The 24,356-nt window shown below is 72.2% G+C and carries 21 protein-coding genes; 8 read left to right on the top strand and 13 right to left on the bottom strand.

Annotated elements, in window-relative coordinates; genetic code table 11:
- The 5 genes from V7E45_RS23895 to V7E45_RS23915 form a co-directional block, all read right to left on the bottom strand.
- A partial coding sequence (locus tag V7E45_RS23895) for an acyclic terpene utilization AtuA family protein (protein WP_333776242.1) occupies nucleotides 1-1,315 on the bottom strand: 1,315 nt, incomplete at its 3' end.
- Nucleotides 1,312-2,106, bottom strand: coding sequence for a TIGR03084 family metal-binding protein (locus V7E45_RS23900; RefSeq protein ID WP_333776243.1), 795 nt, complete (start codon nucleotides 2,104-2,106; stop codon nucleotides 1,312-1,314). The genes V7E45_RS23900 and V7E45_RS23895, both read right to left, overlap by 4 nt.
- Nucleotides 2,107-2,251: 145 nt before the next feature.
- A complete protein-coding gene (locus tag V7E45_RS23905) occupies nucleotides 2,252-3,196 on the bottom strand; it encodes an EamA family transporter (RefSeq protein WP_333776244.1) in 945 nt (314 codons plus the stop codon).
- A 287-nt stretch (nucleotides 3,197-3,483) separates the two neighbouring features.
- Nucleotides 3,484-4,260, bottom strand: coding sequence for a metallophosphoesterase family protein (locus V7E45_RS23910; RefSeq protein ID WP_333776245.1), 777 nt, complete (start codon nucleotides 4,258-4,260; stop codon nucleotides 3,484-3,486).
- On the bottom strand, nucleotides 4,257-7,115 hold the full coding sequence (locus V7E45_RS23915) for an FAD-binding and (Fe-S)-binding domain-containing protein (RefSeq protein ID WP_333776246.1): 2,859 nt from the start codon (nucleotides 7,113-7,115) through the stop codon (nucleotides 4,257-4,259). Before V7E45_RS23915 ends, V7E45_RS23910 begins: the two co-directional genes overlap by 4 nt.
- 157 nt (nucleotides 7,116-7,272) lie before the next feature.
- On the opposite strand from V7E45_RS23915, the gene serC reads away from it, so the two are divergent.
- Nucleotides 7,273-8,391 (top strand): phosphoserine transaminase, encoded by a 1,119-nt coding sequence (gene serC, locus V7E45_RS23920; protein ID WP_333776247.1) that lies wholly within the window; start codon nucleotides 7,273-7,275, stop codon nucleotides 8,389-8,391.
- A gap of 69 nt (nucleotides 8,392-8,460) precedes the next feature.
- Here serC and V7E45_RS23925 read toward each other — a convergent pair whose 3' ends face one another.
- On the bottom strand, nucleotides 8,461-9,441 hold the full coding sequence (locus V7E45_RS23925) for a WD40 repeat domain-containing protein (RefSeq protein WP_333776248.1): 981 nt from the start codon (nucleotides 9,439-9,441) through the stop codon (nucleotides 8,461-8,463).
- Nucleotides 9,442-9,554: 113 nt separating this feature from the next.
- Between V7E45_RS23925 and V7E45_RS23930 the strand changes: the two genes are divergently transcribed.
- The 3 genes from V7E45_RS23930 (at nucleotide 9,555) to V7E45_RS23940 (ending at nucleotide 11,955) form a co-directional block, all read left to right on the top strand.
- The gene (locus V7E45_RS23930; protein ID WP_333776249.1) at nucleotides 9,555-10,238 is read left to right on the top strand and encodes a GDSL-type esterase/lipase family protein; all 684 of its coding nucleotides are present in this window, start codon (nucleotides 9,555-9,557) and stop codon (nucleotides 10,236-10,238) included.
- Between the two features lie 88 nt (nucleotides 10,239-10,326).
- On the top strand, nucleotides 10,327-10,914 hold the full coding sequence (locus tag V7E45_RS23935; RefSeq protein ID WP_333776250.1) for a Uma2 family endonuclease: 588 nt from the start codon (nucleotides 10,327-10,329) through the stop codon (nucleotides 10,912-10,914).
- A gap of 48 nt (nucleotides 10,915-10,962) precedes the next feature.
- The gene (locus V7E45_RS23940; RefSeq protein ID WP_333776251.1) at nucleotides 10,963-11,955 is read left to right on the top strand and encodes an aldo/keto reductase; all 993 of its coding nucleotides are present in this window, start codon (nucleotides 10,963-10,965) and stop codon (nucleotides 11,953-11,955) included.
- 155 nt (nucleotides 11,956-12,110) lie between these two features.
- Here the strand turns inward: V7E45_RS23940 and thpR are convergent, their stop codons facing one another.
- Nucleotides 12,111-12,683, bottom strand: a complete 573-nt coding sequence (thpR, locus tag V7E45_RS23945; protein ID WP_333776252.1) for an RNA 2',3'-cyclic phosphodiesterase — start codon at nucleotides 12,681-12,683, stop codon at nucleotides 12,111-12,113.
- Nucleotides 12,684-12,868: 185 nt separating this feature from the next.
- On the opposite strand from thpR, the gene V7E45_RS23950 reads away from it, so the two are divergent.
- Complete coding sequence (locus V7E45_RS23950) at nucleotides 12,869-13,396, top strand: GNAT family N-acetyltransferase (protein WP_333776253.1); 528 nt, start codon at nucleotides 12,869-12,871, stop codon at nucleotides 13,394-13,396.
- 19 nt (nucleotides 13,397-13,415) lie between these two features.
- On the opposite strand, the gene V7E45_RS23955 is transcribed toward V7E45_RS23950, so the two are convergent.
- Both V7E45_RS23955 and V7E45_RS23960 read right to left on the bottom strand, forming a co-directional pair.
- Nucleotides 13,416-14,756, bottom strand: coding sequence for an MFS transporter (locus V7E45_RS23955; RefSeq protein ID WP_333776254.1), 1,341 nt, complete (start codon nucleotides 14,754-14,756; stop codon nucleotides 13,416-13,418).
- Nucleotides 14,757-14,782: 26 nt separating this feature from the next.
- The gene (locus V7E45_RS23960; protein ID WP_333776255.1) at nucleotides 14,783-15,220 is read right to left on the bottom strand and encodes a MarR family winged helix-turn-helix transcriptional regulator; all 438 of its coding nucleotides are present in this window, start codon (nucleotides 15,218-15,220) and stop codon (nucleotides 14,783-14,785) included.
- A 153-nt stretch (nucleotides 15,221-15,373) separates the two neighbouring features.
- On the opposite strand from V7E45_RS23960, the gene V7E45_RS23965 reads away from it, so the two are divergent.
- Nucleotides 15,374-15,556 carry a ribbon-helix-helix protein, CopG family gene (locus V7E45_RS23965; RefSeq protein ID WP_043478484.1) on the top strand — a complete coding sequence of 61 codons (183 nt, stop codon included), beginning with the start codon at nucleotides 15,374-15,376 and terminating at the stop codon, nucleotides 15,554-15,556.
- Between the two features lie 10 nt (nucleotides 15,557-15,566).
- Here V7E45_RS23965 and V7E45_RS23970 read toward each other — a convergent pair whose 3' ends face one another.
- On the bottom strand, nucleotides 15,567-17,018 hold the full coding sequence (locus V7E45_RS23970) for an NCS2 family permease (RefSeq protein WP_333776256.1): 1,452 nt from the start codon (nucleotides 17,016-17,018) through the stop codon (nucleotides 15,567-15,569).
- A 150-nt stretch (nucleotides 17,019-17,168) separates the two neighbouring features.
- Here V7E45_RS23970 and V7E45_RS23975 point away from each other — a divergent pair, with 150 nt between their 5' ends.
- Together V7E45_RS23975 and V7E45_RS23980 are read left to right on the top strand one after the other, a co-directional pair.
- A complete protein-coding gene (locus tag V7E45_RS23975; protein WP_317443995.1) occupies nucleotides 17,169-17,435 on the top strand; it encodes a DUF2530 domain-containing protein in 267 nt (88 codons plus the stop codon).
- A gap of 95 nt (nucleotides 17,436-17,530) precedes the next feature.
- Nucleotides 17,531-19,927: an HAD-IC family P-type ATPase gene (locus V7E45_RS23980; RefSeq protein ID WP_333776257.1), complete on the top strand. Its 2,397-nt coding sequence runs from the start codon at nucleotides 17,531-17,533 to the stop codon at nucleotides 19,925-19,927.
- Between the two features lie 124 nt (nucleotides 19,928-20,051).
- On the opposite strand, the gene V7E45_RS23985 is transcribed toward V7E45_RS23980, so the two are convergent.
- From V7E45_RS23985 to V7E45_RS23995, 3 genes are all read right to left on the bottom strand, one after another.
- Nucleotides 20,052-20,882: a hypothetical protein gene (locus tag V7E45_RS23985; protein ID WP_333776258.1), complete on the bottom strand. Its 831-nt coding sequence runs from the start codon at nucleotides 20,880-20,882 to the stop codon at nucleotides 20,052-20,054.
- 215 nt (nucleotides 20,883-21,097) lie between these two features.
- Nucleotides 21,098-21,961, bottom strand: a complete 864-nt coding sequence (locus V7E45_RS23990) for a hypothetical protein (RefSeq protein WP_333776259.1) — start codon at nucleotides 21,959-21,961, stop codon at nucleotides 21,098-21,100.
- Between the two features lie 182 nt (nucleotides 21,962-22,143).
- Nucleotides 22,144-24,356: molecular chaperone Hsp90 (locus V7E45_RS23995; RefSeq protein ID WP_333776260.1), on the bottom strand; the 2,213-nt coding region annotated here is incomplete at its 5' end.

Consider the following 24,356-nt stretch of genomic DNA (forward strand, 5'->3'; position numbering starts at 1 on the left):
GTGGCGGGGTCACGTCGGTGAGTACGGCGGTGTCCTGGGGCGGGTCCACGGGGACGCGCCGCCCGTCGTCGAGGACGGCCGCGTGGTCGACGGCGCCCTGGGGGACGTACACGTCCTCGAAGACGCCGTAGGGCGCGCCCTTGCCCGGTGGCGCCACCACATGGAACCCGGGGTAGCTGGCCAGGGCCAGCTCGATCGCGGCGCCGCTCAGCGCGCGTCCCACGACCGCCTGGTCGGGGTCCCGTACGACGAGCCGCAGCAGGGCGCTGGCGGTCTCCTCGGTTCCCGCGTCGCCGTGATCGGTGCGGGCCAGCTCCCAGCGGGTCTCGGCGGGCGGGGATTTGGCGAGCGCGTCGGCCATCTGTTCCCGGACGAGGGCGGCCTTGGCCTCGATGTCGAGTCCGGTGAGCACGAAGACGACCTCGTTGCGGAAGCCGCCGAGGCGGTTGAGGCCGACCTTGAGGGTGGGCGGCGGTGCCTCACCGCGCACCCCCTCGACGCGCACCCGGTCGGGGCCGTCCTGGGTGAGCCGCACGGTGTCGAGGCGGGCCGTCACGTCGGGCCCGGCGTAGCGGGCTCCCGCCGTCTCGTACAGCAGCTGCGCGGTGACGGTGCCGACGTCGACGAACCCGCCGGTGCCGGGGTGCTTGGTGATGACGCAGCTGCCGTCCTCGTGGATCTCGGCGAGCGGGAAGCCGGGGCGGCGGACGTCTCCGTCGCCGAAGAAGGCGTAGTTGCCGCCGGTGGCCTGCGTCCCGCACTCCAGGACGTGGCCCGCGACGACGGCGCCCGCCAGCCGGTCGTACTCCCCCGGCCGCCAGCCGAAGTGGGCGGCGGCGGGCCCGGTGACGAGGGCCGCGTCGGTCACCCGCCCGGTGATCACGACGTCGGCGCCCGCGCGCAGGCACTCGGCGATGCCGAAGCCCCCGAGGTAGGCGTGGGCGGCGAGGCTGCCGGGATGGAGGGCGGTGAGGTCGTCGCCCTCGACGTGGGCGACGCGGACGGGGACGCCGAGCCGGCCGGCCAGCTGCCGTACGGCGTCGGCGAGCCCGGCGGGGTTGAGGCCGCCGGCGTTCGTCACGATCCTGACCGACCGCTCGTGCGCGAGGCCGAGGCACTCCTCCAGCTGCCGCAGGAAGGTGCGGGCGTACCCGGCGGCGGGGTCCCTCAGCCGGTCGCGGCCGAGGATCAGCATGGTCAGCTCGGCGAGGTAGTCGCCGGTAAGCACGTCCAGTTCGCCGCCGGTGAGCATCTCGCGCACGGCGTCGAACCGGTCGCCGTAGAAGCCGGAGGCGTTGCCTATGCGCAGGGTCACTCCGCGTCCCCCTTCGGCGGGCGGCCGGTGCCGGGCGGCCCCGCGAACGCCTGCGCGATGTCGAGCCAGCGGTCGGCGTCCGGGCCGTCGGCGCGCAGGGCCACGTCGTCGCGGTGGGCGCGCTGGGTCACCAGGAGGCAGAAGTCGAGGGCGGTGCCGGTGACGCGTTGCGGGGCGTCTTCGGGGCCGTACGTCCACGACTCGCCCGACGGTGAACGCACCTCGACGCGGAACTCGTCCTGCGGCACCGGGAGTCCCCGCACGCCGAAGGCGAAGTCCCGGGCCCGCACCCCGATGCGGACCACATGCCGCAGCCGGTCGGTGGGTGCGCGGACCACACCAAGGGCGTCCGCGATGTCCTGGCCGTGGGCCCAGGTCTCCATGAGCCGCCCGGTGGCCATGGAGGCGGCCGACATGGGTGGCCCGAACCAGGGGAAACGGGTGCCCTGCGGGGCCGCGCGCAAGGCCCGGTCCAGGGCGGCCCGCCCCTCCCGCCACCGGGACAGCAGGTCGGCGGGCGCGAGCCGGGCACCTTCCTCGGCGGCGTCGTCCACGAAGGTGTCGGGCGCCTTCAGGGCCGTCTCCACGACCTGGCCGAAGCCGGTCTCGTCGGTGACGGCGAGCAGGGCCGCCCGGTCGGTCCAGTGCAGGTGGGCGATCTGGTGGGCGATGCTCCAGCGCGGCGCGGGCGTCGCGAGGCGCCACCGCTCCTCGGGCAGGTCGGCGACCAGGCGGTCGAGTTCTTCGCTTTCGTCACGCAGGTCGGCAAGGACGGGCGTCGGCTCGGACATGGGGGGAGCATGGCAGCGACCCCAAAAACAATCAAGCATGCTTGCATGAATTTCGGCCGGGACATTCCCGGCCGCCCGCCGGTGGTGGTCGCCGTGCGGGGCCGGGGTCAGAGGCTCTGCGCCTCCGGTGCCCCTGGCCCGGGGATCACTGCCCCTCGACCGGCAGGGTGACCTTCCCCCGGCCCACCTGGGTGCGCACCGCGCCGATGCTCGCGGCGATGACCAGGGCGATCGCGGCGGCCTCCGTGGTGGACAGGGCCTGGCCGAGGATGAGGAAGCCGGCCGTCGCCGCGATGGCCGGTTCCAGGCTCATGAGGATGGCGAAGGTGGAGGCGGGCAGGCGGCGCAGGGCCAGGAGCTCCAGGGTGTAGGGCAGCACCGAGGAGAGCAGCGCCACCGCCGAGCCGAGGGCGACGGTGGTGGGGTCGAGGAGCCGGGAGCCCGCCTCGGCTATGCCCAGCGGCAGGAACAGCAGGGCCGCGACCGCCATGGCGAGGGCGAGCCCGTCCGCCTGCGGGAAGCGGCGGCCCGTGCGGGCGCTGAAGACGATGTAGGCCGCCCACATGGCGCCGGCGCCCAGGGCGAACGCGACACCTGTGGGGTCGAGGTCGCCGAAGCCTCCGCCGCCCAGCAGGAAGACGCCCCCGAGGGCGAGACCGGCCCACAGCGCGTTGATCAGCCGGCGGGACGCCAGGACGGACAGGGCCAGCGGGCCGAGGACCTCGAGGGTGACGGCGGGGCCCAGCGGGATGCGGGCGACCGCCTCGTAGAAGAGGCCGTTCATCGCCCCCATGGCGACGCCGAAGACGACCACCGTGCCCCAGTCGGCGCGGGAGTGGCCGCGCAGCCGGGGCCGGCAGACCAGCAGCAGGACCACGGCGGCCGCGAGGAGCCGGAGGGTGACGACGCCGAGCGCGCCCGCCCTCGGCATCAGCGTCACGGCGAGCGCCCCGCCGAACTGCACCGAGATCCCGCCGGCCAGCACCAGCCCGACGGGGCCGAGCGAGCCGAGGCCGCGCGGGCTCCCACCACCGCCCGGGGGTGCGGGCGCGTGCTGCGTCGGGGGTGCGGTGGCGCTGGGCGTGCTCACGGGCGGTCCTGGGGCTGGCTCGGATCAGATCATGTTCATCTCGATGTACTACCGAGTCCAGGGTAATGGACCCCGTCAGGAGTGTGAACCCTTTATGTAGCTGTACTGGATGGTGAGATGCGCAGCGGTCACCTGTCGGACCACTGCTCCTGCCGGCCCTGCTCCGGGTGGAGGCCGTACGGCTCGTGCCCGGGGGTGCGGGCGTACCCGGCGCCGTACGCGCCTTCAGTAATCCCTGAGCAAACGCCCCAGAGGCTGAGAGTTCCCCCGCGAAGCTGGGAGCGGGCTTATGAACCGGCGGCCGGCACTCTTCCGTCCCTTGGCCCGAACGCCCGCAGCGCCTCCGTGTCCGTCACCCGGGCGCGCAGGTAGCAGTCGGCCCAGTCGGCGATCTCCGGGTAGGCGCACTCGGCGGTGAGCCGGCCGATCGCCGCCGGGATGTCGTACGACGTCACGCGCAGGTCGGCGCCGGGGCCGAGCAGGCACCAGTGGGCGCCCGGCCGGCCGTACGGCATGCCGACGCTCCCGGGGTTGACCACCAGCCGGCCGTGGGTCAGGCGGACGAACGGCATGTGGGTGTGGCCGCAGACCACCGTCCCGGTCCCCGGTGCCAGACCGGCGAGGACCTCGGCCCAGCGCTCCGGGCGGGAGTCGGCCAGGACCACCTCCTCGTCGTCGCGGGGCGTGGCGTGGCAGAACAGCACCTGTCCCAGGCCCCGGACGCGGAACGTGAGCGTCCTGGGCAGCGCGGCGAGGAGATCCACCTGCCGCTCGCTGAGCGCCCGGGCGGCGAACGGGCCGATCGGGTCCGGTATCTCCGTCCGCTCGCCCCGCCGGTACTCGACCAGCTCCCGGTCCGCGTTGCCGCCGACCCACAGCACCCGGTCGCCCTGGGCGCGCAGCAGCTCGATCACCTCGGAGGGCTGCGGGCCCGCCGCGATGTCCCCGGTGAGGACGATCCGGTCGGCGGCGGCCACCTCGGGCTCCGCGAGGACGGCCTCCAGCGCGGGCAGCACCCCGTGGATGTCGGAGAGGACGGCCACCCTGCCGTGTTCCTCGGTCACTTGGCGTCCCCCGCTCCCCTGTGCTCGGTGTCCAGGTCGTCCGCGTCCGTGTTCGCGGAGTCCAGTGCCTCCGCCAGTACCTCGGCCAGGTGCCGTCCCCGTACCCCGGCGAGTTGTTCCAGTTGGGTGCGGCAGGAGTAGCCGTCCGCCAGGATCACGGTTTGCTCGGGCGCCCCGGTCACCGACGGCAGGAGCTGTTCCTGGGCGCAGGCGCGGGACACCTCGTAGTGGCCGCGCTCGAAGCCGAAGTTGCCCGCCAGGCCGCAGCAGCCGCCGCTCAGCTCGCCGGTCAGGCCGGCGGACGCGCGCAGGGCGCGGTCGGCGGTGTCGCCGAGGACGGCGTGCTGATGGCAGTGGGTCTGGCCGGCGACCGGACGGTCCACTGCGGGCGGTGCCCAGTCGGGGGCACGCTGCTGGAGCGTCTCGGCGAAGGTGCGGACCGCCGCCGCCAGGCGGGCCGCGCGCGGGTCGTCGTGCAGCAGCTCCGGGAGGTCGCCGCGCAGGGCGGCCGCGCAGCTCGGTTCCAGGACGACGACCGGGGCGCCCGTGCGCAGCACCGGTTCCATCAGGTCCAGGGTGCGGCGCAGCACCGCGCGGGCCCGGTCCAGCTGTCCGGTGGAGACGTAGGTCAGGCCGCAGCAGACCCCGCCGCCCAGCGGCCGGGAGGGCGGCAGGACCACCCGGAGCCCGGCGGTCTCCAGCACCTTCACGGCCGCCCGCCCGACGGAGGGCGAGAGGTGCTCGGTGAAGGTGTCGGGCCAAAGGACGGCCAGGTCGCCGGTGGTCCGCGGTTTCCTGCGCCGCCACCAGCGGCTGAAGGGCTCGCGCGCGAGCTCCGGGATCTCCCGCTCGGCCGCGATCCCGCCCAGCCGTTTCGCCGGCCGTGCCAGCGGGCCGATCCGCGCGAGCGCGTTGAGCAGCGGGGCCGTGCGGGTCCGGGCCACCCAGCGCAGCCAGACCGGCAGCCGCCCCAGGGTGTGGTGCGCGGCCGGGCGGCGCCGCCCCGCGTAGTGGTGGTGCAGGAACTCGGCCTTGTAGGTGGCCATGTCGACGCCGACCGGGCAGTCCGAGCGGCAGCCCTTGCAGGAAAGGCACAGGTCCAGCGCGTCCCTGACCTGCGGGGACCGCCAGCCGTCCGTGATCAGCTCGCCCGCGAGCATCTCGTGCAGCAGCCGGGCCCGCCCGCGCGTGGAGTGCTCCTCCTCGCCGGTCGCCCGGAAGGAGGGGCACATGACGGCGGGTCCGGCGGCCGTGGTCGTACGGCACTTGGCCACGCCGACGCAGCGGCGGACGGCCGCACCGAAGTCACCGCCGTCGGCCGGGTAGCCGAAGGTCACGTCGACCGGGCGGCGGGGCAGGACGGCGAAGCGCAGGTTCGCGTCCAGCGGGGCCGGGCGGACCAGCATGCCCGGATTGAGGAGGTCGTCCGGGTCCCAGACCGCCTTGGCCCGCTCGAACAGCCGCACCGTCTCCTCGCCGTACATCCGCGGCAGCAGCTCCGCGCGGGCCTGGCCGTCGCCGTGCTCCCCGGAGAGCGAGCCGCCGTGCGCCACCACCAGGTCGGCCAGTTCCTCGGAGAAGCGCCGGAAGCGGCCGACGCCCGCGCCGGTGAGCAGGTCGAAGTCGATGCGCACGTGGATGCAGCCGTCGCCGAAGTGGCCGTACGGGGTGCCGCGCAGGCGGTGGGCGGTGAGCAGGGCGCGGAAGTCCCGCAGGTAGGCACCGAGCCGGGCGGGCGGCACGGCGCAGTCCTCCCAGCCGGGCCAGGCCTCGGTGCCGTCCGGCATCCGGGTGGCCGTGCCGCTCGCGTCCTCCCGGATCCGCCACAGGGTGCGCTGGGCCGCCGGGTCCGTCACCACGAGGGAGTCGACGACGTCGGCCGCGCGGACGACCGCCTCCGCACGCGCGCGTGCCTCGGCCGGCGACTCCCCGCCGGTCTCCACGAACAGCCAGGCCCCGCCCCTGGGCAGACCGGCAGGGGAGCGCACCAGGTCGGCCGCCATGCCCTCGACCGTCAGCGGCCGGTGCGGCAGCAGGCCCGCGGCGGCTTCGGCGGCCGCGCTCTCGTCGGCGTACGCCAGCACCGCGAGGACACGCGCGCGGGGCGCCTCGACCAGTCGGACGACGGCCTCGGTCAGGATGCCGAGGGTGCCCTCGGAGCCGCAGAAGGAGCGGGCGACATCGGCGCCCCGCTCGGGCAGCAGCGCGTCCAGGGCGTACCCGGAGATGCGGCGGGGCAGGTCCGGGAACCCGGTGCGCAGCCGGGCCAGTTCGCCGTCCGCCAGCTCCCGCAGGCCGTCGGGCGCCCCGGCCCAGTCCCGTCCGAGCCGCAGCCGCCGCCCGCGCGCCGTGGTGACGGACAGCTCCCGCACCGCGTCCGCGGTGGTCCCCCAGGCGACCGAGTGGGAGCCGCACGAATTGTTGCCGATCATCCCGCCGAGCGTGCACCGGCCGTGCGTGGAGGGGTCGGGGCCGAAACGCAGCCCGTGCGGGGCGGCGGCCTCCTGGAGGCGGTCGAGGACGAGTCCCGGCTGGACCACGGCGGTGCGGGCGGCCGGGTCGAGCTCCAGCAGGCCGTTCATGTGCCGGGTGAAGTCCAGCACCACGCCCGTGCCGGTCGCCTGCCCGGCGATGGAGGTGCCGCCGCCGCGCGCCACCACCGGCACTCCGCGCGCGCGGCACACCTCCAGCACCGCCGCCACGTCGTCGGCGTCCCGCGGGGACACCACCCCGGCGGGGACCCGCCGGTAGTTGGACGCGTCCATGGTCACCAGCGCCCGGGCGGTGACGTCGAAGCCGACCTCGCCCCGGACGACCCCACGCAGCTCCGCCGCAAGACCCGAGAGATCCGTCATGCGTTCCAGGATGCACACGACCACGGAAAGTGACCGTCCGCCGTCCACAACCTCCTCGAATTCGTCGTACGACCTCACAAGTCCAGGGGGCGGTGAACTCGTCTCATCGGACGGACACGGTTCCGTCCCGTTTCGTCTAGCCGATACCCTCCGACTCGTGGCCGACATCCAGATTCCCGCTGACATCAAGCCCGCCGACGGTCGATTCGGCGCTGGCCCCTCCAAGGTGCGCACCGAGGCGCTCGACGCCCTCGCCGCCACCGGAAGCTCCCTGCTCGGCACCTCCCACCGCCAGGCCCCCGTGAAGAACCTGGTGGGCCAGGTCCGTGAGGGCATCGGCTCCCTGTTCTCACTGCCCGAGGGCTACGAGGTCGTCCTCGGCAACGGCGGCTCCACCGCCTTCTGGGACATCGCCACCCACGGACTGATCGAGAACAAGTCCCAGCACCTCACCTTCGGCGAGTTCTCCTCGAAGTTCGCCAAGGCGGCCAAGCTCGCCCCCTGGCTGGCCGAGCCCACCGTCATCGCCGCCGACCCCGGCACCCACCCCGAGGCGCGCGCCGAGGCCGGGGTCGACGTCTACGCGTACACGCACAACGAGACCTCCACCGGTGTGGCCATGCCGATCGAGCGGGTGGCCGGCGCCGACGAGGGCGCGCTGGTCCTGGTCGACGCCACCTCAGGCGCGGGCGGCCTCCCGGTCGACATCGCCGAGACGGACGTGTACTACTTCGCCCCGCAGAAGTCCTTCGCCTCCGACGGCGGCCTGTGGATCGGCATCTTCTCCCCGGCCGCGATCGAGCGCGCCGAGCGCGTCCACGCGAGCGGCCGCCACGTCCCCGAGTTCTTCTCGCTGCCCACGGCGATCGACAACTCCCGCAAGAACCAGACGTACAACACCCCGGCCCTCGCCACCCTCTTCCTGCTCAACCAGCAGCTGGAGTGGCTCAACGGGCAGGGCGGCCTCGCCTTCTCCACCGGCCGCACCAAGGACTCCTCGACCCGCCTGTACAGCTGGGCGGAGGAGTCCAAGCACGCCACCCCGTTCGTCTCCGACCCGGCCAAGCGCTCGCAGGTCATCGGCACGATCGACTTCTCCGACGAGATCGACGCCGCGGCCGTCGCCAAGGTGCTGCGCGCCAACGGCATCGTGGACACCGAGCCGTACCGCAAGCTCGGCCGCAACCAGCTGCGCATCGCCATGTTCCCGGCGATCGACCCGGCGGACGTCGAGGCGCTCACGAAGTGCGTGGACTACGTGATCGAGAGGCTCTGACCTCCCGACAGCTCCGGTCAGGAGGGCGCCCGGTGGCACACCGGGCGCCCTTCGCGTCTCCGGGCCGTGTCAGTTCCGGCGCCGCAGCCGCCGCAGCCCGAAGAGGGCGGCCGCGCCCACGGCCACCACCACGGCACCGATCTTCAGGGTCCCGTTGCCGTCGGCGCCCGCGCCGCCGCCGGAGGCCGAACTGCCGCCGCCGGTGGGCGCGTTGTCCGACGCCCCGGCCGGCGCGTCCTGCGCCAGCACCTCGCTGTCGGCGCCCTCGGTGCCGTACATCAGCTTCGTCCCGTCGGCCGAGTACGAGACCGACTCGCCCTGTCCCTGGAGGGGCACGTCCAGCCGGCCCACCCGCTTGATCCTGCCGCCGTTCCAGTCGTACTGGATGCCGCCGAAGTAGCCCCGCACGGCGAGCTGCCGGCCGTTCGGCGAGAAGGCGGCGTCGGTGGCCCACAGGTCCACGGCGGCGATCGGCTTGAACACGTTCGTGCCCGAGGTGCTCAGGTGCGCGGGCCCCTCGTACAGGTGACCGCCGTCCTCCTTCTTGTCGATGATGTACACGCGCCCGGTCCGGGGGTGCACGAGCAGCGACTCGGCGTTCCTGGCCCCGTTGGCGTACTTCACGACGTACTGGGTGGCCCGGACCGTCTGGTCCTTCAGCACCTTCGGCTCGGGCAGCCGGTAGATCCACACGTACGGCCACTTGCCGTCGAGGTTGTCGCCGATGTCGCCGACGTAGATCTGGTGGTCGGACCCGATGGAGATGGCCTCCACGTCGCGCGGGGAGCCGATGCCGCGCAGGGTCACCGTGGCGACGGTGCGGCCCGTCCGGCTGTCGACCGCGTAGATGTACGGCCCGTCGTCGCTGTCGTTGTGCGTCCAGTAGATGCCGGGATGCAGACGGGAGGCGGCCAGGCCGCTGGACTCCGTGATCCGCGGGTCCTTGATGGTGAACCCTTCGTCACCGGTGCCGCCGTCGGCGGCGGAGGCGGGCAGCGCGCAGGCACCCAGGAGGAGGACCCCGGCGAGCAGGGCGAACGGTCGACGCATGCCCCAAGCCTGCCATTTCCGGCGGGTGTTTACGGGGTGTGCGTCCGCGTCGGTGCACCGAGGGTGGCGGGCCTCACACCCCACCGGTCCGCGTGATCGTCCATCATGAGCGGATGCTCAGGTTCATGCCCGTCGGTGACTCCATGACGATCGGGAGCGCAGGCGAGCACACGTGGCGTCACCGGCTGTGGCAGCACCTGCGCACGTCGTACGAGGGTCCCTTCACCTTCGTCGGCCCGCGCGAGGCCCTGTACGACAAACAGGCCGACGCCCCGACCTCCCTGGACTACGCCGACCCGCGCTTCCCGCGGGCCCACCTGGCCGGCTGGGGCGAGGGCTGGCTGCACATGGCCCCGCTGATCGGCGAGGCGGTGCGCACCTGCCGGCCGGACGTCCTGCTCGTCTCCCTCGGCCTCATCGACCTGGGCTTCTACACCAACGCGGAGCAGACGGCCGAGAACGTGCGGGCCTTCGTCGCCGAGGCGCGCGCGGCCGCCCCGCGGATCCGGATGGTGCTGCTGCCGGTGATCCCGAACATCAGGGCCGAACTGGACCCGCCCTTCGCCGAGCAGGTGGACCGCTTCAACGTCCTGCTCGCGAAGGCGGTCGCCGACCTGGACGAGCCCCGGTCCCCGATCCTGCTGGCCTCGCCGCCGGAGTCGTACGACATCCACGCCGACACGTACGACGGGACGCACCCCAACGAGAGCGGCGAGCACCGGATCGCGGGGGCGTTCGCGGGGGCGATGTGGGAGGCGTGGGGGTTCGGACAGGCGTACGTGGCCGGAACGGATTGACCTGATCCCGGCGCCTCCCGGTCACCGTGCGTATCGTTGAACCGCGCGGCCGCAATCGTCGACGGAGCGGCCGGGGAGGAGCGCCACGATGACCGTCCTCGAAGACAGGATCGCGATGGCCGAGAGCGACAACCCGATCACGCTCGACGATCTGTTCGAGCGGCTCGAGAAGATGCCCGTCCCCGAGGGATACAAGGTCGAGATCGTCGAGGGGACCGTCTTCATGTCGCCGCAGCGGGACACCCACTGGGAAATCATCCTGGACATCGTCGAGCAGTTGCGCACCAAGTACCCCCGGAAACGGGTGAAGTCCGACGTCCGGATCGACTATCCGGGCCACCTCAACGGCTTCGCGACGGACGTGACGGTGATCTCCGAGGGGGCCGAGAAGACGCCGGCCGGCCAATGGCGGCACAGCGACGTCGAGTTCGCCGCCGAGGTCATCTCCAAGGGCACCGCGGCCAACGACTACGGCCCCAAGAAGGCCGCCTACGCCGAGGCGGAGGTCCCGGTCTACCTCGTCGCCGACCCCTACCAGCGCCGGTGCCACGTCTACACCCAGCCCAAGGAAGGCGGCTACGAGATCGAGACCACGGTGGCCTTCGGCAACGACCTGGACCTCACCGGCACCGTCGTGGGACTCACCCTCAAGACCGACGAGTTCCCCCAGGACTGACCAGCCGCCCTTGCCTGGAGCGCACTCCAAGCCGTTGGCTAGGACCTCATGAAGTACACGCAGCTAGGACGCACCGGACTCAAGGTCAGCCGACTCGTCCTCGGCACCATGAACTTCGGCCCGCAGACCGACGAGGCCGACAGTCACGCGATCATGGACGCGGCGCTGGACGCGGGCATCAACTTCTTCGACACCGCCAACGTCTACGGATGGGGCGAGAACAAGGGCCGGACCGAGTCCATCATCGGGAACTGGTTCGCCCAGGGCGGCGAGCGCCGCGAGAAAGTGGTGCTGGCCACCAAGGTGTACGGCAACATGGCCGCCGACGGCGACGCCTGGCCCAACCACGACAAGCTGTCCGCGGTCAACATCCGCCGGGCCGTCGACGCCAGCCTCAAGCGTCTCCGGACGGACCACATCGACGTCTACCAGTTCCACCACATCGACCGGAACACCCCCTTCGAGGAGATCTGGCAGGCGATCGACGTCCTGATCCAGCAGGGCAAGATCCTCTACGTCGGCTCCTCCAACTTCCCCGGCTACAAGATCGCCCAGGCCAACGAGGCCGCCGCACGACGGGGCGGCACCATCGGCCTGGTCAGCGAGCAGTGCCTGTACAACCTCGCCGAGCGGCGCGCCGAGATGGAGGTCATCCCGGCCGCCCAGGAGTACGGCCTCGGGGTCATCCCCTGGTCGCCGCTGCACGGCGGTCTGCTCGGCGGTGTGATCAGGAAGGAGGTGCAGGGCGGGCGCCGCGCCTCCGGGCGGGCCGCCGACACCCTGTCCGACCCCACCGCACGCGCGCAGATCCAGTCCTACGAGGACCTGCTCGACAAGCACGGCGTGGAGCCCGGCGAGGCCGCCCTGGCGTGGCTGCTGACCCGGCCGGGGGTGACCGGCCCGATCGTCGGCCCGCGCACCGCCGAGCAGCTGGAGTCGGCCCTCAGGGCCGTCGAGCTGGAGCTGTCGCAGGAGCTGCTGACCGGCCTGGACGAGATCTTCCCGGGCCCGGGGCCGTCCCCGGAGGCCTTCGCCTGGTAGCGCCTCGGCGTCGGGGAACCGCGCGGCGGCAGGCGGTTCCCCGGCGTCCGGCCGGGTCGCTACCTGACCGCCGCCGCCACGGCCACCACCACGAACATCAGCACAAGCACACCGGCCATGATCCGGTTCCGGGTTTTGGGGTCCACACCACGAGCCTAACCGGCCCGGCCGAGTGCCCAGCGGGCGACCGCCTCGTACCGGGGCTGCTCCCCGGGCACCCCGGAGGTGGGCAGGTCGCTGCGCACCAGCACCAGATCGGCCACGGTCCAGGTGCGGCTGGTGAAGTCGCGCAGGCCCTCCACGTACGGGCGCGCGTCCACCCCGTCCCGGCTGCGCGCCACCGTCAGATGGGCCTTGTAGCGGCGGTGCTCGCCCATCGGCACCCCCGCCTTCCGGGCCGCCGCCTCCGCCCGGTCGGCCAGCAGCCGCAGGGCGTCCAGGTCACCGCGGGCGCCCGCCCACAGGGCCCTGCCGTGCCCGAACTGCCCGCCGCCCGACACGGCCAGCGGGAACGGGTCGGTGCGCCGGGCCGCTTTCCCCAGCCGGTCGCACAGGTCCGGTACGAGTTCGTCGCCGACCTCGCCGTAGAAGGCGAGCGTGAAGTGCCAGCCGGGGCGGCCGGTCCACCGCAGCCCGTCGGCACCGGGCAGCCGGCGCAACAGGGCCACCTCGGCCGCCAGCTCGTCCGTCACGTCCTCGGGGGGCAGCACGGCGGCGAAGAGTCTCATGGCGTCACCCTGGCAGGGAACGGATCACGGGGCCAGCCGCCCGCGGGACGCGGTGCGCGGGCGGCCCGGGGAACACCGGACGCGGTGCGCGGGCGGCCCGGGGAACACCGGAAGCGGTGCGCGGGCGGCCCGGAATTCGCCGGAACCCGCTGATCCGGCGGCCCGGGCCGGGCATGATCGGCGGCATGGAGAACAACGGGAAGACCATCATCAGAGCGGGCGGCCCTGACGACATACCCGTGATCCTCGGCATGCTCGACAGCGCCGTGACGTGGCTGGTCGCGCAGGGCCGGACCCGGCAGTGGGGCACCGAGTCCTGGTCGGGCGACCCGCGGGCGGTTGCGCTGGTGGAGCGGTACGTCACCGAGGGCATGCCCTGGATCGCCGAGGTGGACGGGGCCCCGGTCGCCACGCTCACCCTCACGGACGGCCCCGGCCCCTATCTGGCGCCGGCCGACGAGCCCGAGCGGTACATCCACCTGCTCGCCCGCGACCGGCGCGCCGCGGGCCGCGGCACCGGCGCCGCCCTGCTCGCGCACGCGGCCGAGGAGACCCGCCGGGCCGGGATCTCCCTGCTCCGGGTGGACTGCTACGCGGGCGGCGACGGCGGGCTGGTCGCCTACTACGAGCGCAACGGCTTCGTCCGCACCGAGTCCTACCGGCACGGCGAGGACGGGTGGCCGGGGCAGGTGCTGGCCCGCAGGGTCCGGTAGGACCCCGCGGGCCGGGCGCTCAGGCGGCCGTGGCCAGCCGCTCCCGCTCGCGCGGGACGAACCGCACCCGCGGATGGCCGCGGTGCCAGCCGACCGACACCCGCAGGCCGCCGACCCGGGCGAGGGCCAGGCCGACGCAGGCGGCCGCGGCGGCCGAGATGAGGCCGCCGAGGGCGAAGCCGACCCGGGGGCCGTAGGTGTCGGTGATCCAGCCGACGACCGGCGCGCCGATCGGCGTACCGCCCATGAACACCATCATGAACAGGGCCATCACACGGCCGCGCATGGCCGGGTCGGTGGCCATCTGCACGGAGGTGTTCGCGGTGACGTTGACCGTGAGGCCGCACACCCCGATCGGCACCATGAGCAGCGCGAACAGCCAGTACGACGGCGCCAGCGCGGCCACGGTCTCCAGCGCGCCGAAGGCCAGCGCCGCGGCGATCAGCAGACGCAGCCGGGCGGTGCCGCGGCGGGCGGCCAGCAGTGCGCCGCCGAGCGAGCCGACGGCCATCAGCGTGTTGAAGAGGCTGTAGGCGCCGGCCCCGGCGTGGAAGACGTCGTCGGCGTAGGCCGACAGCCACACCGGGAAGTTGAAGCCGAAGGTGCCGATGAAGCCGACGAGGACGATCGGCCAGATCAACTCCGGGCGGCCCGCCACGTACCGCAGTCCCTCCCGCAGCTGGCCCTTGCCGCGAGGCGCGCGCTGGACCACGTGCAGCTCACGGCCGCGCATCAGCAGCAGGCCGGCCAGCGGGGCGACGAAGGACAGTCCGTTGAAGAGGAACGCCCAGCCGGTGCCCACGCCGGTGATCATGACGCCCGCGACGGCGGGGCCGACGAGGCGGGCGGACTGGAAGTTCGCGGAGTTCAGGCTGACCGCGTTATGCAACTGGTCCGGGCCGACCATCTCGGAGACGAAGGACTGCCGGGCCGGGTTGTCGACCACGGTGGCCAGACCGACGGCGAAGGCGGCGACGTAGACGTGCCACACCTGCACGTGACCGGAGAGGGTCAGGAAGGCGAGCGCGAGTCCCGTGACGGCCATGGCCGACTGGGTCACCAGCAGCGTGGGGCGCTTGGGCAGCCGGTCCACGAGGACGCCGCCGTACAGGCCGAACAGCAGCATCGGAAGGAACTGCAGGGCGGTGGTGATGCCGACGGCCGCGGAGGAACCGGTGAGGCTGAGCACCAGCCAGTCCTGCGCGATGCGCTGCATCCAGGTACCGGTGTTGGAGACGACCTGCCCGACGAAGAAGAGACGGTAGTTGCGGATCTTCAACGAGCTGAACATCGAGGACTTGCGGGATTCGTGGGTGGACGTCGGTGCGGGGGCGGAAGGTGTTCCGGATCCCGAACTCAAAAGCGTTCGCCTCCTTCGGGGGCTGGTTACAGGTGAGCGAGCTTCTCCAGCACGGGGGCGGCCGCACGCAGCTTGGCCCACTCGTCCTCGTCGAGGCCGTCGACCAGGCCCGCCAGGAACGCGTTGCGCTTGCGGCGGCTCTCCTGGAGCATCGCCTCGGCCTGTTCGGTCCTGGTGACGACCTTCTGGCGGCGGTCCTCGGGGTGCGGCTCCAGACGGACCAGCCCCTTGCCCTCGAGCAACGCGACGATGCGGGTCATCGACGGCGGCTGGACGTGCTCCTTGCGGGCGAGCTCGCCCGGCGTGGCACTGCCGCAGTTGGACAGCGTGCCCAGCACCGACATCTCGGTGGGGCTGAGGGACTCGTCGACCCGCTGGTGCTTGAGCCGACGGGACAGCCGCATCACGGCGGAGCGGAGGGAGTTCACGGCGGCAGCGTCGTCGCCATGGGTGAGGTCCGGCATGTTCTTTAGAGTAACTCATTACCCTGACTAAAGACCAACGCGACACGCCTGGAGCCCGTGATGCCCGCCACTGAACCCAGCGATCACCCGAACGAGTGACACGGTTCGGAAAAGCGACGCATGGGACGGCCCGGAGTGGCGACCCTCGTACCCATGGGGACCACTGTGCTCAGCCTGCGGATGGACGGGGAGCTGCTCGAGAGGCTCCGGCACCACGCGGCCAAAAGGGGAATGAGCGTGCAGGACTATGTGGTCCGCACGCTCATTCGGGACGACTTCGACGAACGGTTCCAGACCGCCGTCGAGGAGACGGAGAGGTTCTACGGCGTCACCTGACGCCCCCGTCTCAGGTCAGGCCGAGGGCCGGCATCAGGTAGTAGAAGGCGAAGACCGCCGAGACGACGTACATCGGGACCGGGATGTCCCGGGGCCGGCCGGCCGCCAGGCGCAGGACGACGAAGGTGATGAAGCCCATGCCGATGCCGTTGGTGATCGAGTAGGTGAACGGCATCATGAGCATGGTCACGAAAGCCGGGATCGCGATGGTGTAGTCCGCCCAGTCGATCTCCTTGACGGAGTTCGACAGGATCAGGAAGCCGACCGCGATCAGCGCCGGGGTGGCCGCCTGCGAAGGGACCATCGTGGCGATGGGCGTGAGGAAGAGGGCCACGGTGAACAGGCCGCCCGTGACGATGTTCGCGAAGCCCGTGCGCGCGCCCTCGCCGACACCGGCAGTGGACTCCACGAACGCGGTGGTGGCCGAGGAGGAGGTGGCGCCGCCCGCCGCGACCGCGAGGCCGTCGACGAAGAGGACCTTGTTGATGCCCGGCATGTAGCCCTGGGCGTCGGTCAGCTTGGCCTCGTCGCTGATGCCCATGATCGTGCCCATCGCGTCGAAGAAGCACGACAGCAGGACCGTGAAGACGAAGAGGATCCCGGTCAGCACGCCGACCTTGCCGAAGCCGCCGAAGAGGCTGACCTGGCCGACCAGGCCGAAGTCGGGGGTGGCCAGCGGGTTGCCCGGCCACTTGGGAACCGTCAGGCCCCAGTTCGGGACCGTGGCGACGGCGTTGATGATCAGCGCGAGGACGGTCATCCCGACGATGGAGATCAGGATCGCGCCCGGCACCTTGCGCACGATCAGGGCGAAGGTGAGCAGCGCGCCCAGGATGAAGATCAGCACCGGCCAGCCGGTGAGGTGACCGCCCACGCCGAGCTGGAGCGGGACGGTGGTCTGGGCGACGTCCGGGATGCGGGTGACGAAACCCGCGTCGACCAGGCCGATCAGCATGATGAACAGGCCGATACCGATCGAGATCGCCTTGCGCAGGCCGAACGGCACGGCGTTCATCACGCGCTCGCGCAGGCCCGTGGCGACCAGCAGCATGACCACGAAGCCGGCCAGCACGACCATGCCCATGGCGTCCGGCCAGGACATGCGGGGGGCGAGCTGGAGCGCGACGACCGAGTTCACACCGAGGCCGGCGGCGAGCGCGATCGGCACGTTGCCGATGACACCCATGAGCAGCGTGGTGAACGCGGCCGTCAGGACGGTAGCCGTGACCAGCTGGCCGTTGTTCAGATGGTGCCCGTACATGTCCTTCGCGCTGCCGAGGATGATCGGATTCAGCACGATGATGTACGCCATCGCGAAGAAGGTGGCGAAACCGCCACGGATCTCGCGGCCCAGGGTGCTGCCGCGTTCCGAGATCTTGAAGTAGCGGTCGAGAGCGCCGTAGGCGGGCGAGCCGCCCGGCTTCTCGGGGGTGGGGACCTTGGCAGGCGCCGAGGTGGACATGCGGAACCTCATCACCGACGGGGTTCCCCCGAGCCCCATTGGAGTTTCATACGAGCAGAAGTGGTCAAAGGCAAACGGTTTCAGTATGAAGGTATGAGTCGCAGATCGCTATCTCCGCGCGTAGACCTGACAGGCCCTTAAGCTGTGCCCATGGCTAAGTGGACCCCCAAGCACGAGGCGCCGGAGCCCCTGGAGGGCCCCGTGGTCGCCACCATCACCGGCGGCACGATCGTGTGGTTCGTCCTCTTCCTGGTCCAGCTCCCCTTCTACGGCTGGTTCGCGGACCACGGGCACGCCTGGTGGGTGTGGACCTGTCTGGCCGGCGGCGGGCTCGGGCTGATCGGCGTCTGGTACGTCCGCAGGCGGGACGCGGCGATCAAGCGGTCGGCCACGCTGGAGTCGGCGTCGGTCGAATAGCCGTACAACCTGGGCAGGACGACCGGTCATCCCCTGGTCGGAAATTCACCCCACTCGGCAGGTGAACCGACAAAAGCGCACGTACCGTCGAATGCATGACGCACATCGACGCGGGCGCCGAACTCGACCCCGTGCACCCGGTGGCCCTGCCCGAGAGCCGCTCGGGCGGGCTGACCGGCGCCGAGGTCGCGGAGCGCGTCGCGCGCGGGCAGGTCAACGACGTGCCGGTGCGCAGCAGCCGCTCGCTGGGCGAGATCGTCCGGGCGAACGTCTTCACCCGGTTCAACGCGATCATCGGTGTGCTGTGGCTGATCATGCTGTTCGTCGCGCCGATCCAGGACAGCCTGTTCGGCTTCGTGATCCTCGCCAACACCGGCATCGGCATCGTCCAGGAGTGGCGCGCGAAGCAGACCCTGGACTCGCTCGCGGTGATCGGCGAGTCCCGGCCGACCGTCCGCCGCGACGGCACCGCCGTGGAGGTCCCCACCAGCGGGATCGTCCTGGACGACGTGGTGGAGATAGGCCCCGGGGACAAGGTCGTGGTGGACGGCGTGTGCGCGGAGGCCGACGGTCTGGAGATCGACGAGTCGCTGCTCACCGGCGAGGCCGACCCCGTGGTCAAACGCCCCGGCGACCCGGTGATGTCCGGCAGCTTCGTGGTCGCGGGCGGGGGCGCCTTCCAGGCCACCAAGGTGGGGCGTGAGGCCTACGCCGCCCAGCTCGCCGAGGAGGCCTCCCGCTTCACCCTCGTCCACTCCGAGCTGCGCACCGGCATCTCCACGATCCTCAAGTACGTGACCTGGATGATGGTGCCGGCCGCGATCGGTCTGGTCGTCACCCAGTTGGTGGTCAAGAGCGACGCGCTGAAGGACGCGGTGGCCCGCACGGTCGGCGGGATCATCCCGATGGTGCCCGAGGGGCTGGTGCTGCTGACCTCCGTGGCCTTCGCCATCGGCGTCATCCGGTTGGGCCGGAAGCAGTGCCTGGTGCAGGAACTGCCCGCCATCGAGGGCCTGGCCCGGGTCGACACCGTCTGCCTGGACAAGACCGGCACCCTGACCGAGGGCGGCATGGACGTCACCGGCCTCAGGCCGCTGGGCGGCGCCGACGAGACGTACGTGCGCAGGGTGCTGGGTGCCCTCGGCGAGTCCGACCCCAGGCCCAACGCCTCCCTCCAGGCGATCATCGACGCCTACCCCGACAGCGAGGAGTGGCGCTGCGTCGAGTCGCTCCCCTTCTCGTCCGCCCGCAAGTACAGCGGCGCCTCCTTCAGCGAGGGCGACGGCGAGGCCAGCACCTGGCTGCTGGGCGCCCCCGACGTGCTGCTCGCCGACGGCGACCCGGCCCTGGCCGAGACCGAGCGGCTCAACGAGCAGGGGCTGCGGGTCCTGCTCCTCGCCCGCACCACCCGGGACCTGGACGCCCCCGAGCCGGCCAGGGGCGCCCGCCCGACCGCCCTGGTCGTCCTCGAACAGCGGCTGCGGCCCGACGCCGCCGGCACCCTCGGCTACTTCGCCGAGCAGGACGTCCGGGCCAAGGTCGTCTCCGGCGACAACGCGGTGTCCGTCGGGGCGGTCGCGGCCAAGCTGGGCCTGTCCGGCACGGCGGTGGACGCGCGCCGGCTGCCCGCCGAGCGCGGGGCGATGGCGGACGCACTGGACGAGGGGACCGTCTTCGGCCGGGTCACCCCGCAGCAGAAGCGGGACATGGTGGGCGCGCTGCAGTCGAAGGGGCACACCGTCGCGATGACCGGCGATGGCGTGAACGACGTCCTCGCGCTCAAGGACGCGGACATCGGCGTCTCCATGGGCTCCGGCTCGGAGGCCACCCGGGCGGTCGCGCAGATCGTCCTGCTGGACAACAGCTTCGCCACCCTGCCGTCGGTGGTGGCCGAGGGCCGCCGGGTCATCGGCAACATCACCCGCGTGGCCACGCTGTTCCTGGTCAAGACGGTGTACTCGGTGCTGCTCGCCGTGCTGGTGGTGTGCTGGCAGGTCGAGTACCCCTTCCTGCCCCGGCACCTGACCCTGCTCTCCACCCTCACGATCGGTGTCCCGGCCTTCTTCCTCGCCCTGGCCCCCAACCGGGAACGGGCCAAACCCCACTTCGTCCGCAGGGTCATGCGCTACTCGATCCCGGGCGGGGTGGTGGCCGGCGCGGCGACCTTCGTGACGTACCTGATCGCCCGCCACCACTACACCGGCCCGGACTCCCTGGAGGCGGAGACCAGCGCGGCGACACTGACCCTGTTCCTGGTCTCCATGTGGGTCCTGGCCATCATCGCCCGCCCCTACACCTGGTGGCGCGTCGCCCTGGTGGCGTCGATGGGCGTCGCCTTCCTCCTGGTCCTCGCGGTACCGGCCCTGCAGACCTTCTTCGCCCTGAAACTGGTCGGCATGGCGATGCCGTGGACGGCGGTGGGAGTGGCGCTGGTGGCGGCGGCCACCCTGGAACTCACCTGGAAATGGGTGGACCGCCGCTTTCCGGCATGAGGGAATGTCCCGCGATCTCAGGCTGTGAGGCGCGCACCCAGGGGCACAGCTCGGCTGTAAGACCTGTACGCGTCCGCCTACCGGGGGCCGCCTCCCATGGCGGCCCCCGCTCTCGTGGTGAGGACTACTGCACGTCCACGTAGTCGCCCGTCGCGCTGACCGCCGGGGTGGTCGACGTGCCCGCGAAGCTGAAGCGCCAGTAGCCGTCGTAAGCGGCGGTGGCGGTGGCCTTCAGGTTGCCCGACGAGTCGGAGGAGACCGTCTTGACGGTGGTGTACGTGGTGGTGCCCGCCTTGCGGAACTGCAGCTTGACCGGCTGGCTGGTGTAGCCGTGGTAGAGGTTGTCCTCCCAGTTGGCGCGGGAGAGCTTGCCCGTGGTGGTGAGGGTCTTGCCCTTGGCCACCGGCTCCGGGCCGGCGTTGGCCGTCAGCTTGGAGTAGCGCTGGAGATTCGTGGTGGCCATGTCACCGTGCTCGGCGTAGCCGACCTTGCTCAGGTCGGCGTTGTTCGGGTCCTGGCCGTTGAAGGCGGTCGCCTCCGCGGCGACGGACCAGCTGCCGGCGTCGGCGTTCTTCAGCTCGCCCTCGCCCGGGTAGAGGTCGACGGTGCCGGTGCAGGTGGCGGCGGTCGACGAGGTGGGCGAGCAGGTGGCGAAGTCGTCGCCCTCAAGCGTCTTGGACGGGGCGTCCAGCGTGCCGCGGTAGAGGTAGGCGTCGGCGTAGAAGTCGGACGCGGTGACGTCCACGTCCGCGCCGTGCGTCAGCGTGAACGTGTAGGTGGTGCTGACCTTGTTCGTCGTCCCCACCTTGATCGCCGAGGCGACCTTGAGGTCGGAGAAGCTGACGTTCATCGTGTACGGCGTACCGCTCGACGTGGCCGCGTGCGCGGCCGGGACGGCGAGGGCGGACAGGGCGAGGGCGCCGGAGACGGCGGCCACGGTGGCGCGTATGCGCATGTGCGGTTCCCTGGAGGGAGAGATGATCGTGGAGTCGGTTGACTCAGGCGATCAGATCCGCGAGACCCGGCTCCGGTTGTACGGCCGAAGCCGTTCCCGGCGATTCTTTGTCCGCCGATTGCCCGCTCATGACGCAAGTGGGAAGAAACGTTCCGGCCCCGGAGGCGACGTGCGCTTCCGGGGCCGGACGGTACCGCTGACTACGACATGACCGCTTACTGCACGTCGACGAAGTCACCCGTGGCGTTGACGGCCGGGGTGGTCGAGGTGCCCGCGAAGGCGTAGCGGAAGTAGCCGTCGGTCGACGCGGTGGTCGTCGTCTTCAGGTTGCCCGTGGAGTCCGACGTGATGGTCTTCAGCGTCGTGTAGGTGCTGGAGTCCTTCTTGCGGAACTGCAGCTGCACCGACTGCTTGGTGTAGCCGTGGTACTGGTGGTCCTCCCAGTTGGCGCGGGAGAGCTTGCCCGTGACCGTGATGGTCTTGCCCTTCTTCACCGGCTCGGGCGAGGCGTTGACCGTGAGCTTGGAGTAGCGCTGGACGAGGGTGGTCCCCAGCGCGTCCGTCTCGGAACCGGCGCCGGTGCTGTACTGGACGGCCAGCGCACCCGCCTTCCAGCTACCGGCGTCCACGTTCAGCAGCTCGTCGTCGGCCGGGTAGACGTCGATGAGGCCCTTGCAGCTGGCGACGGTGGCCGAGGTGGCGGTGCAGCTGGCCGGCGCGTCGCCGAACAGGATGCCGCCCGTGGACTCCTTGTAGATGAACGGGCCGTTGTCGAAGTCGTCCGAGCCGAGGACGTAGTTGGCGTCGTGGGTCATCGTGTAGGTGACCGTGGTGGTGACGTGGTTGGTCGTACCGACCTTGATCGCCGAGGCGATCTTGAGGTCCGAGAAGGTGACGCCCAGGTCGGCGGGCTCGTCGGCGGAGCTGAAGGCGCTCTTGCCGGAACCGGCGTGCGAGAGGACCTTCGCGGCGGCCGCCTTGTACGACGGCGCGGAGTCGGCGGCCTGCGCGGCCGGCACGACGAGGGCGGAGAGGGCCAGGGCGCCGGTGACGGCGGCCACGGTGGCACGTATGCGCATGCGTTCCCCTGTATGGAGAGTGGGGCCGGCGGCCGCACCGTACGGTGCGTCATCGTCGCCGGCCCCAACTGATCTTGGGAGCCTGCTGGCTCACGTGATCAGATTCGCGATGCACGGGAAAGGTTGTACGGAATTTGAAAATTGCTGAATAAACCAGTGAAGGGTCGCGGTGGACCCCTGTCTCAGTCGAACCACCGGTCGCGCGCCAGCTCCTCCGTGCGGGACGGGTCCTCCAGCAGGGCCGCGACCTCGAAGCGGCGGGGCCACTGGGCGGCCGCCCAGGCGAGGCCGGCGGCGACGCCCTCCAGGGTGGCCGCGTGCAGGACGCCGTCGTCGGTGAGCCGCCAGTCGATCTCGACGCCGTCGACGACCAGCTCCTCGTGCTCGACGTAGGTGGCGGGGGTGCGCGGGCCCAGCAGCACCCGCACCGGCTCCGGTACGTCGTGCTCGGCGCCCTCGGAGTGGACCTCGCCGGTGACGGACTCGCTCAGCCGCCGCACCTGGAACAGTTCGGCCAGCTCGGCGGCCCGGGACGGGGGGACCGGCAGCAGCGGGACGCCGGAGGTGAAGGGGAGCAGGTCCGGGGAGTCCACGACCACCGCCTCGGCCGCGTCCACCACACGCACCCGCCCGTCGACCACGGCCCGCAGCTCGTCGGGGAGGGTCACCCGGTCCGGGTCAAGCTCCGCCAACGCACCGTACAGCCCGTGCAGTTGAGCCGGGCCGACCGGGCGCTCGGGGTCGGCGAGGCGGTCCAGCAGTTCGGCCGCGCCGCCGGGCTCGTCCAGCAGCGCGGACACGGAGGTCCGTACGCCGAGCGCGCGCAGCACCTGCTCGTCGTCAAAGCCGGTGGCGTCGGCCTCGTCGTACAGTCCGCGCAGCAGCGGGTCGCCGCCGGCCGCGAGCAGTCCGGCCGGCCGGCGCCCGGCGAGGACCGGGTGCCCGCGCAGCCACCAGGCGGTGTAGGGGCGGACGACCTCGTGGGTGCCGTCGGGCAGCAGGACGCGCACCGGCTGGGTGAGCGCGTCGCGCAGCGGCGGCCGGGCGAGCAGCGCGAGCGCCTCGGGCCAGTGGTCGTCGTCCACCAGGTCGAGGTCCCGGACGGCGACCAGCTCGGTGGCGACCGGCGGTACGGGCGTGTCCGGGAAGCGGTCGAGGATGTCCTCGCACCACACGTCGACGGCGTCCAGCAGGCCCACGTCGTCCGGCTCGGCGAAGTCGCCCTCCCGGGGCTCCAGTTCGTCCGGATCGAGGACGACGTCCGTGGCGCGGACGAGCGCGAAGTCCGCGAGGACCCCGCAGGCGGTCAGCGGCTGTTCGCCCCACCGGTCGGCCAGTTCGGCGTCCACGGCGGCCAGTTCGTCGGGGCGCAGCACCCGCGCGAAGGCGCTGCCGGGCAGCACCAGCTCGCCGGCCGGGGCGAGTTCGCCGTCCTCGTCGGGCAGCGCGAGGGCGCCCAGCCACGGTTCGTCGCCGGGTTCCAGGCCCGCGTCACGCACCAGCGCCAGGACGGTGTCGGCCAGTTCCTCGGCGTCGAGGGCGTCCTCCTCCCACAGCGCGCCGCCCTCGTCGTCCAGCGACGCCGCCACGGCGGCCCGCACCTGCGGGGTGGTCAGCACCGCGCGCGGGGTCGCGGGCAGCGCGCCCAGCTTCTCCAGCAGCGGGTGCGCGGCGTCCTCGTGGGCGACCTTCAGCCCGAGCCGGCCGAGCACGTCGGGGTCGATCCGGGCGCCGTCCGCGGAGGGCAGCAGGATCTGCCGGGGTCCGACGGCGGTGCGTCCCGCCCCGGTGCCGAACGCCTCGGCGGCGGTGCCGGCCAGCGGTACCGGCAGCCCGGAGAGCCGGTCGGGATCGATCCCGGCGAGGCTGTCGTACAGCCGCCACCACCAGTCGGGGGCCTTCTCAAGCCCGGCCAGCCGGTCGATGGCGTCGGCGAGCGGGAGCCGGGCGACACCGAGCACGCGCAGTTCCGCGCGCCGTTCGAGTCCGGCGGGCAGCAGGGTGGGCAGCACCTCCGCGAGCACCCGTACGGTGTCCGCGCCCGCGCCCTCCACCACTTCGGCGTCCCGCGGACGCAGTGCCTCCGGGAGGTCCTCGTCCTCCTCGTCGCCCCTGGCACGGACGGCCGGCGGCAGGAAGGCGGTGCGCGGCAGCCGTTCCAGGATCGCCTGCCGCAGCGCGCCGTCCAGCTCACCCTTGCCAAGCGGCCCGGGTACGAGGTCGATCATTCCGTCGGTCACCGGGCGCCAGCTGGCGAGCAGTTCGGCGTAGGCGTCCGCCGCCCGCTGCACCAGGAAGTCGGTGAGCGGGCCGGGGGCGGCGTGCCGGCGGGTGGTGTCCAGCGGGAAGGAGGCGATGAGCAGGGCGGGGACGCCGAGGGGTTCGTCGCTGGGGG

This window comes from Streptomyces sp. IBSBF 3136 (assembly GCF_036815105.1).
GTDB lineage: Bacteria > Actinomycetota > Actinomycetes > Streptomycetales > Streptomycetaceae > Streptomyces.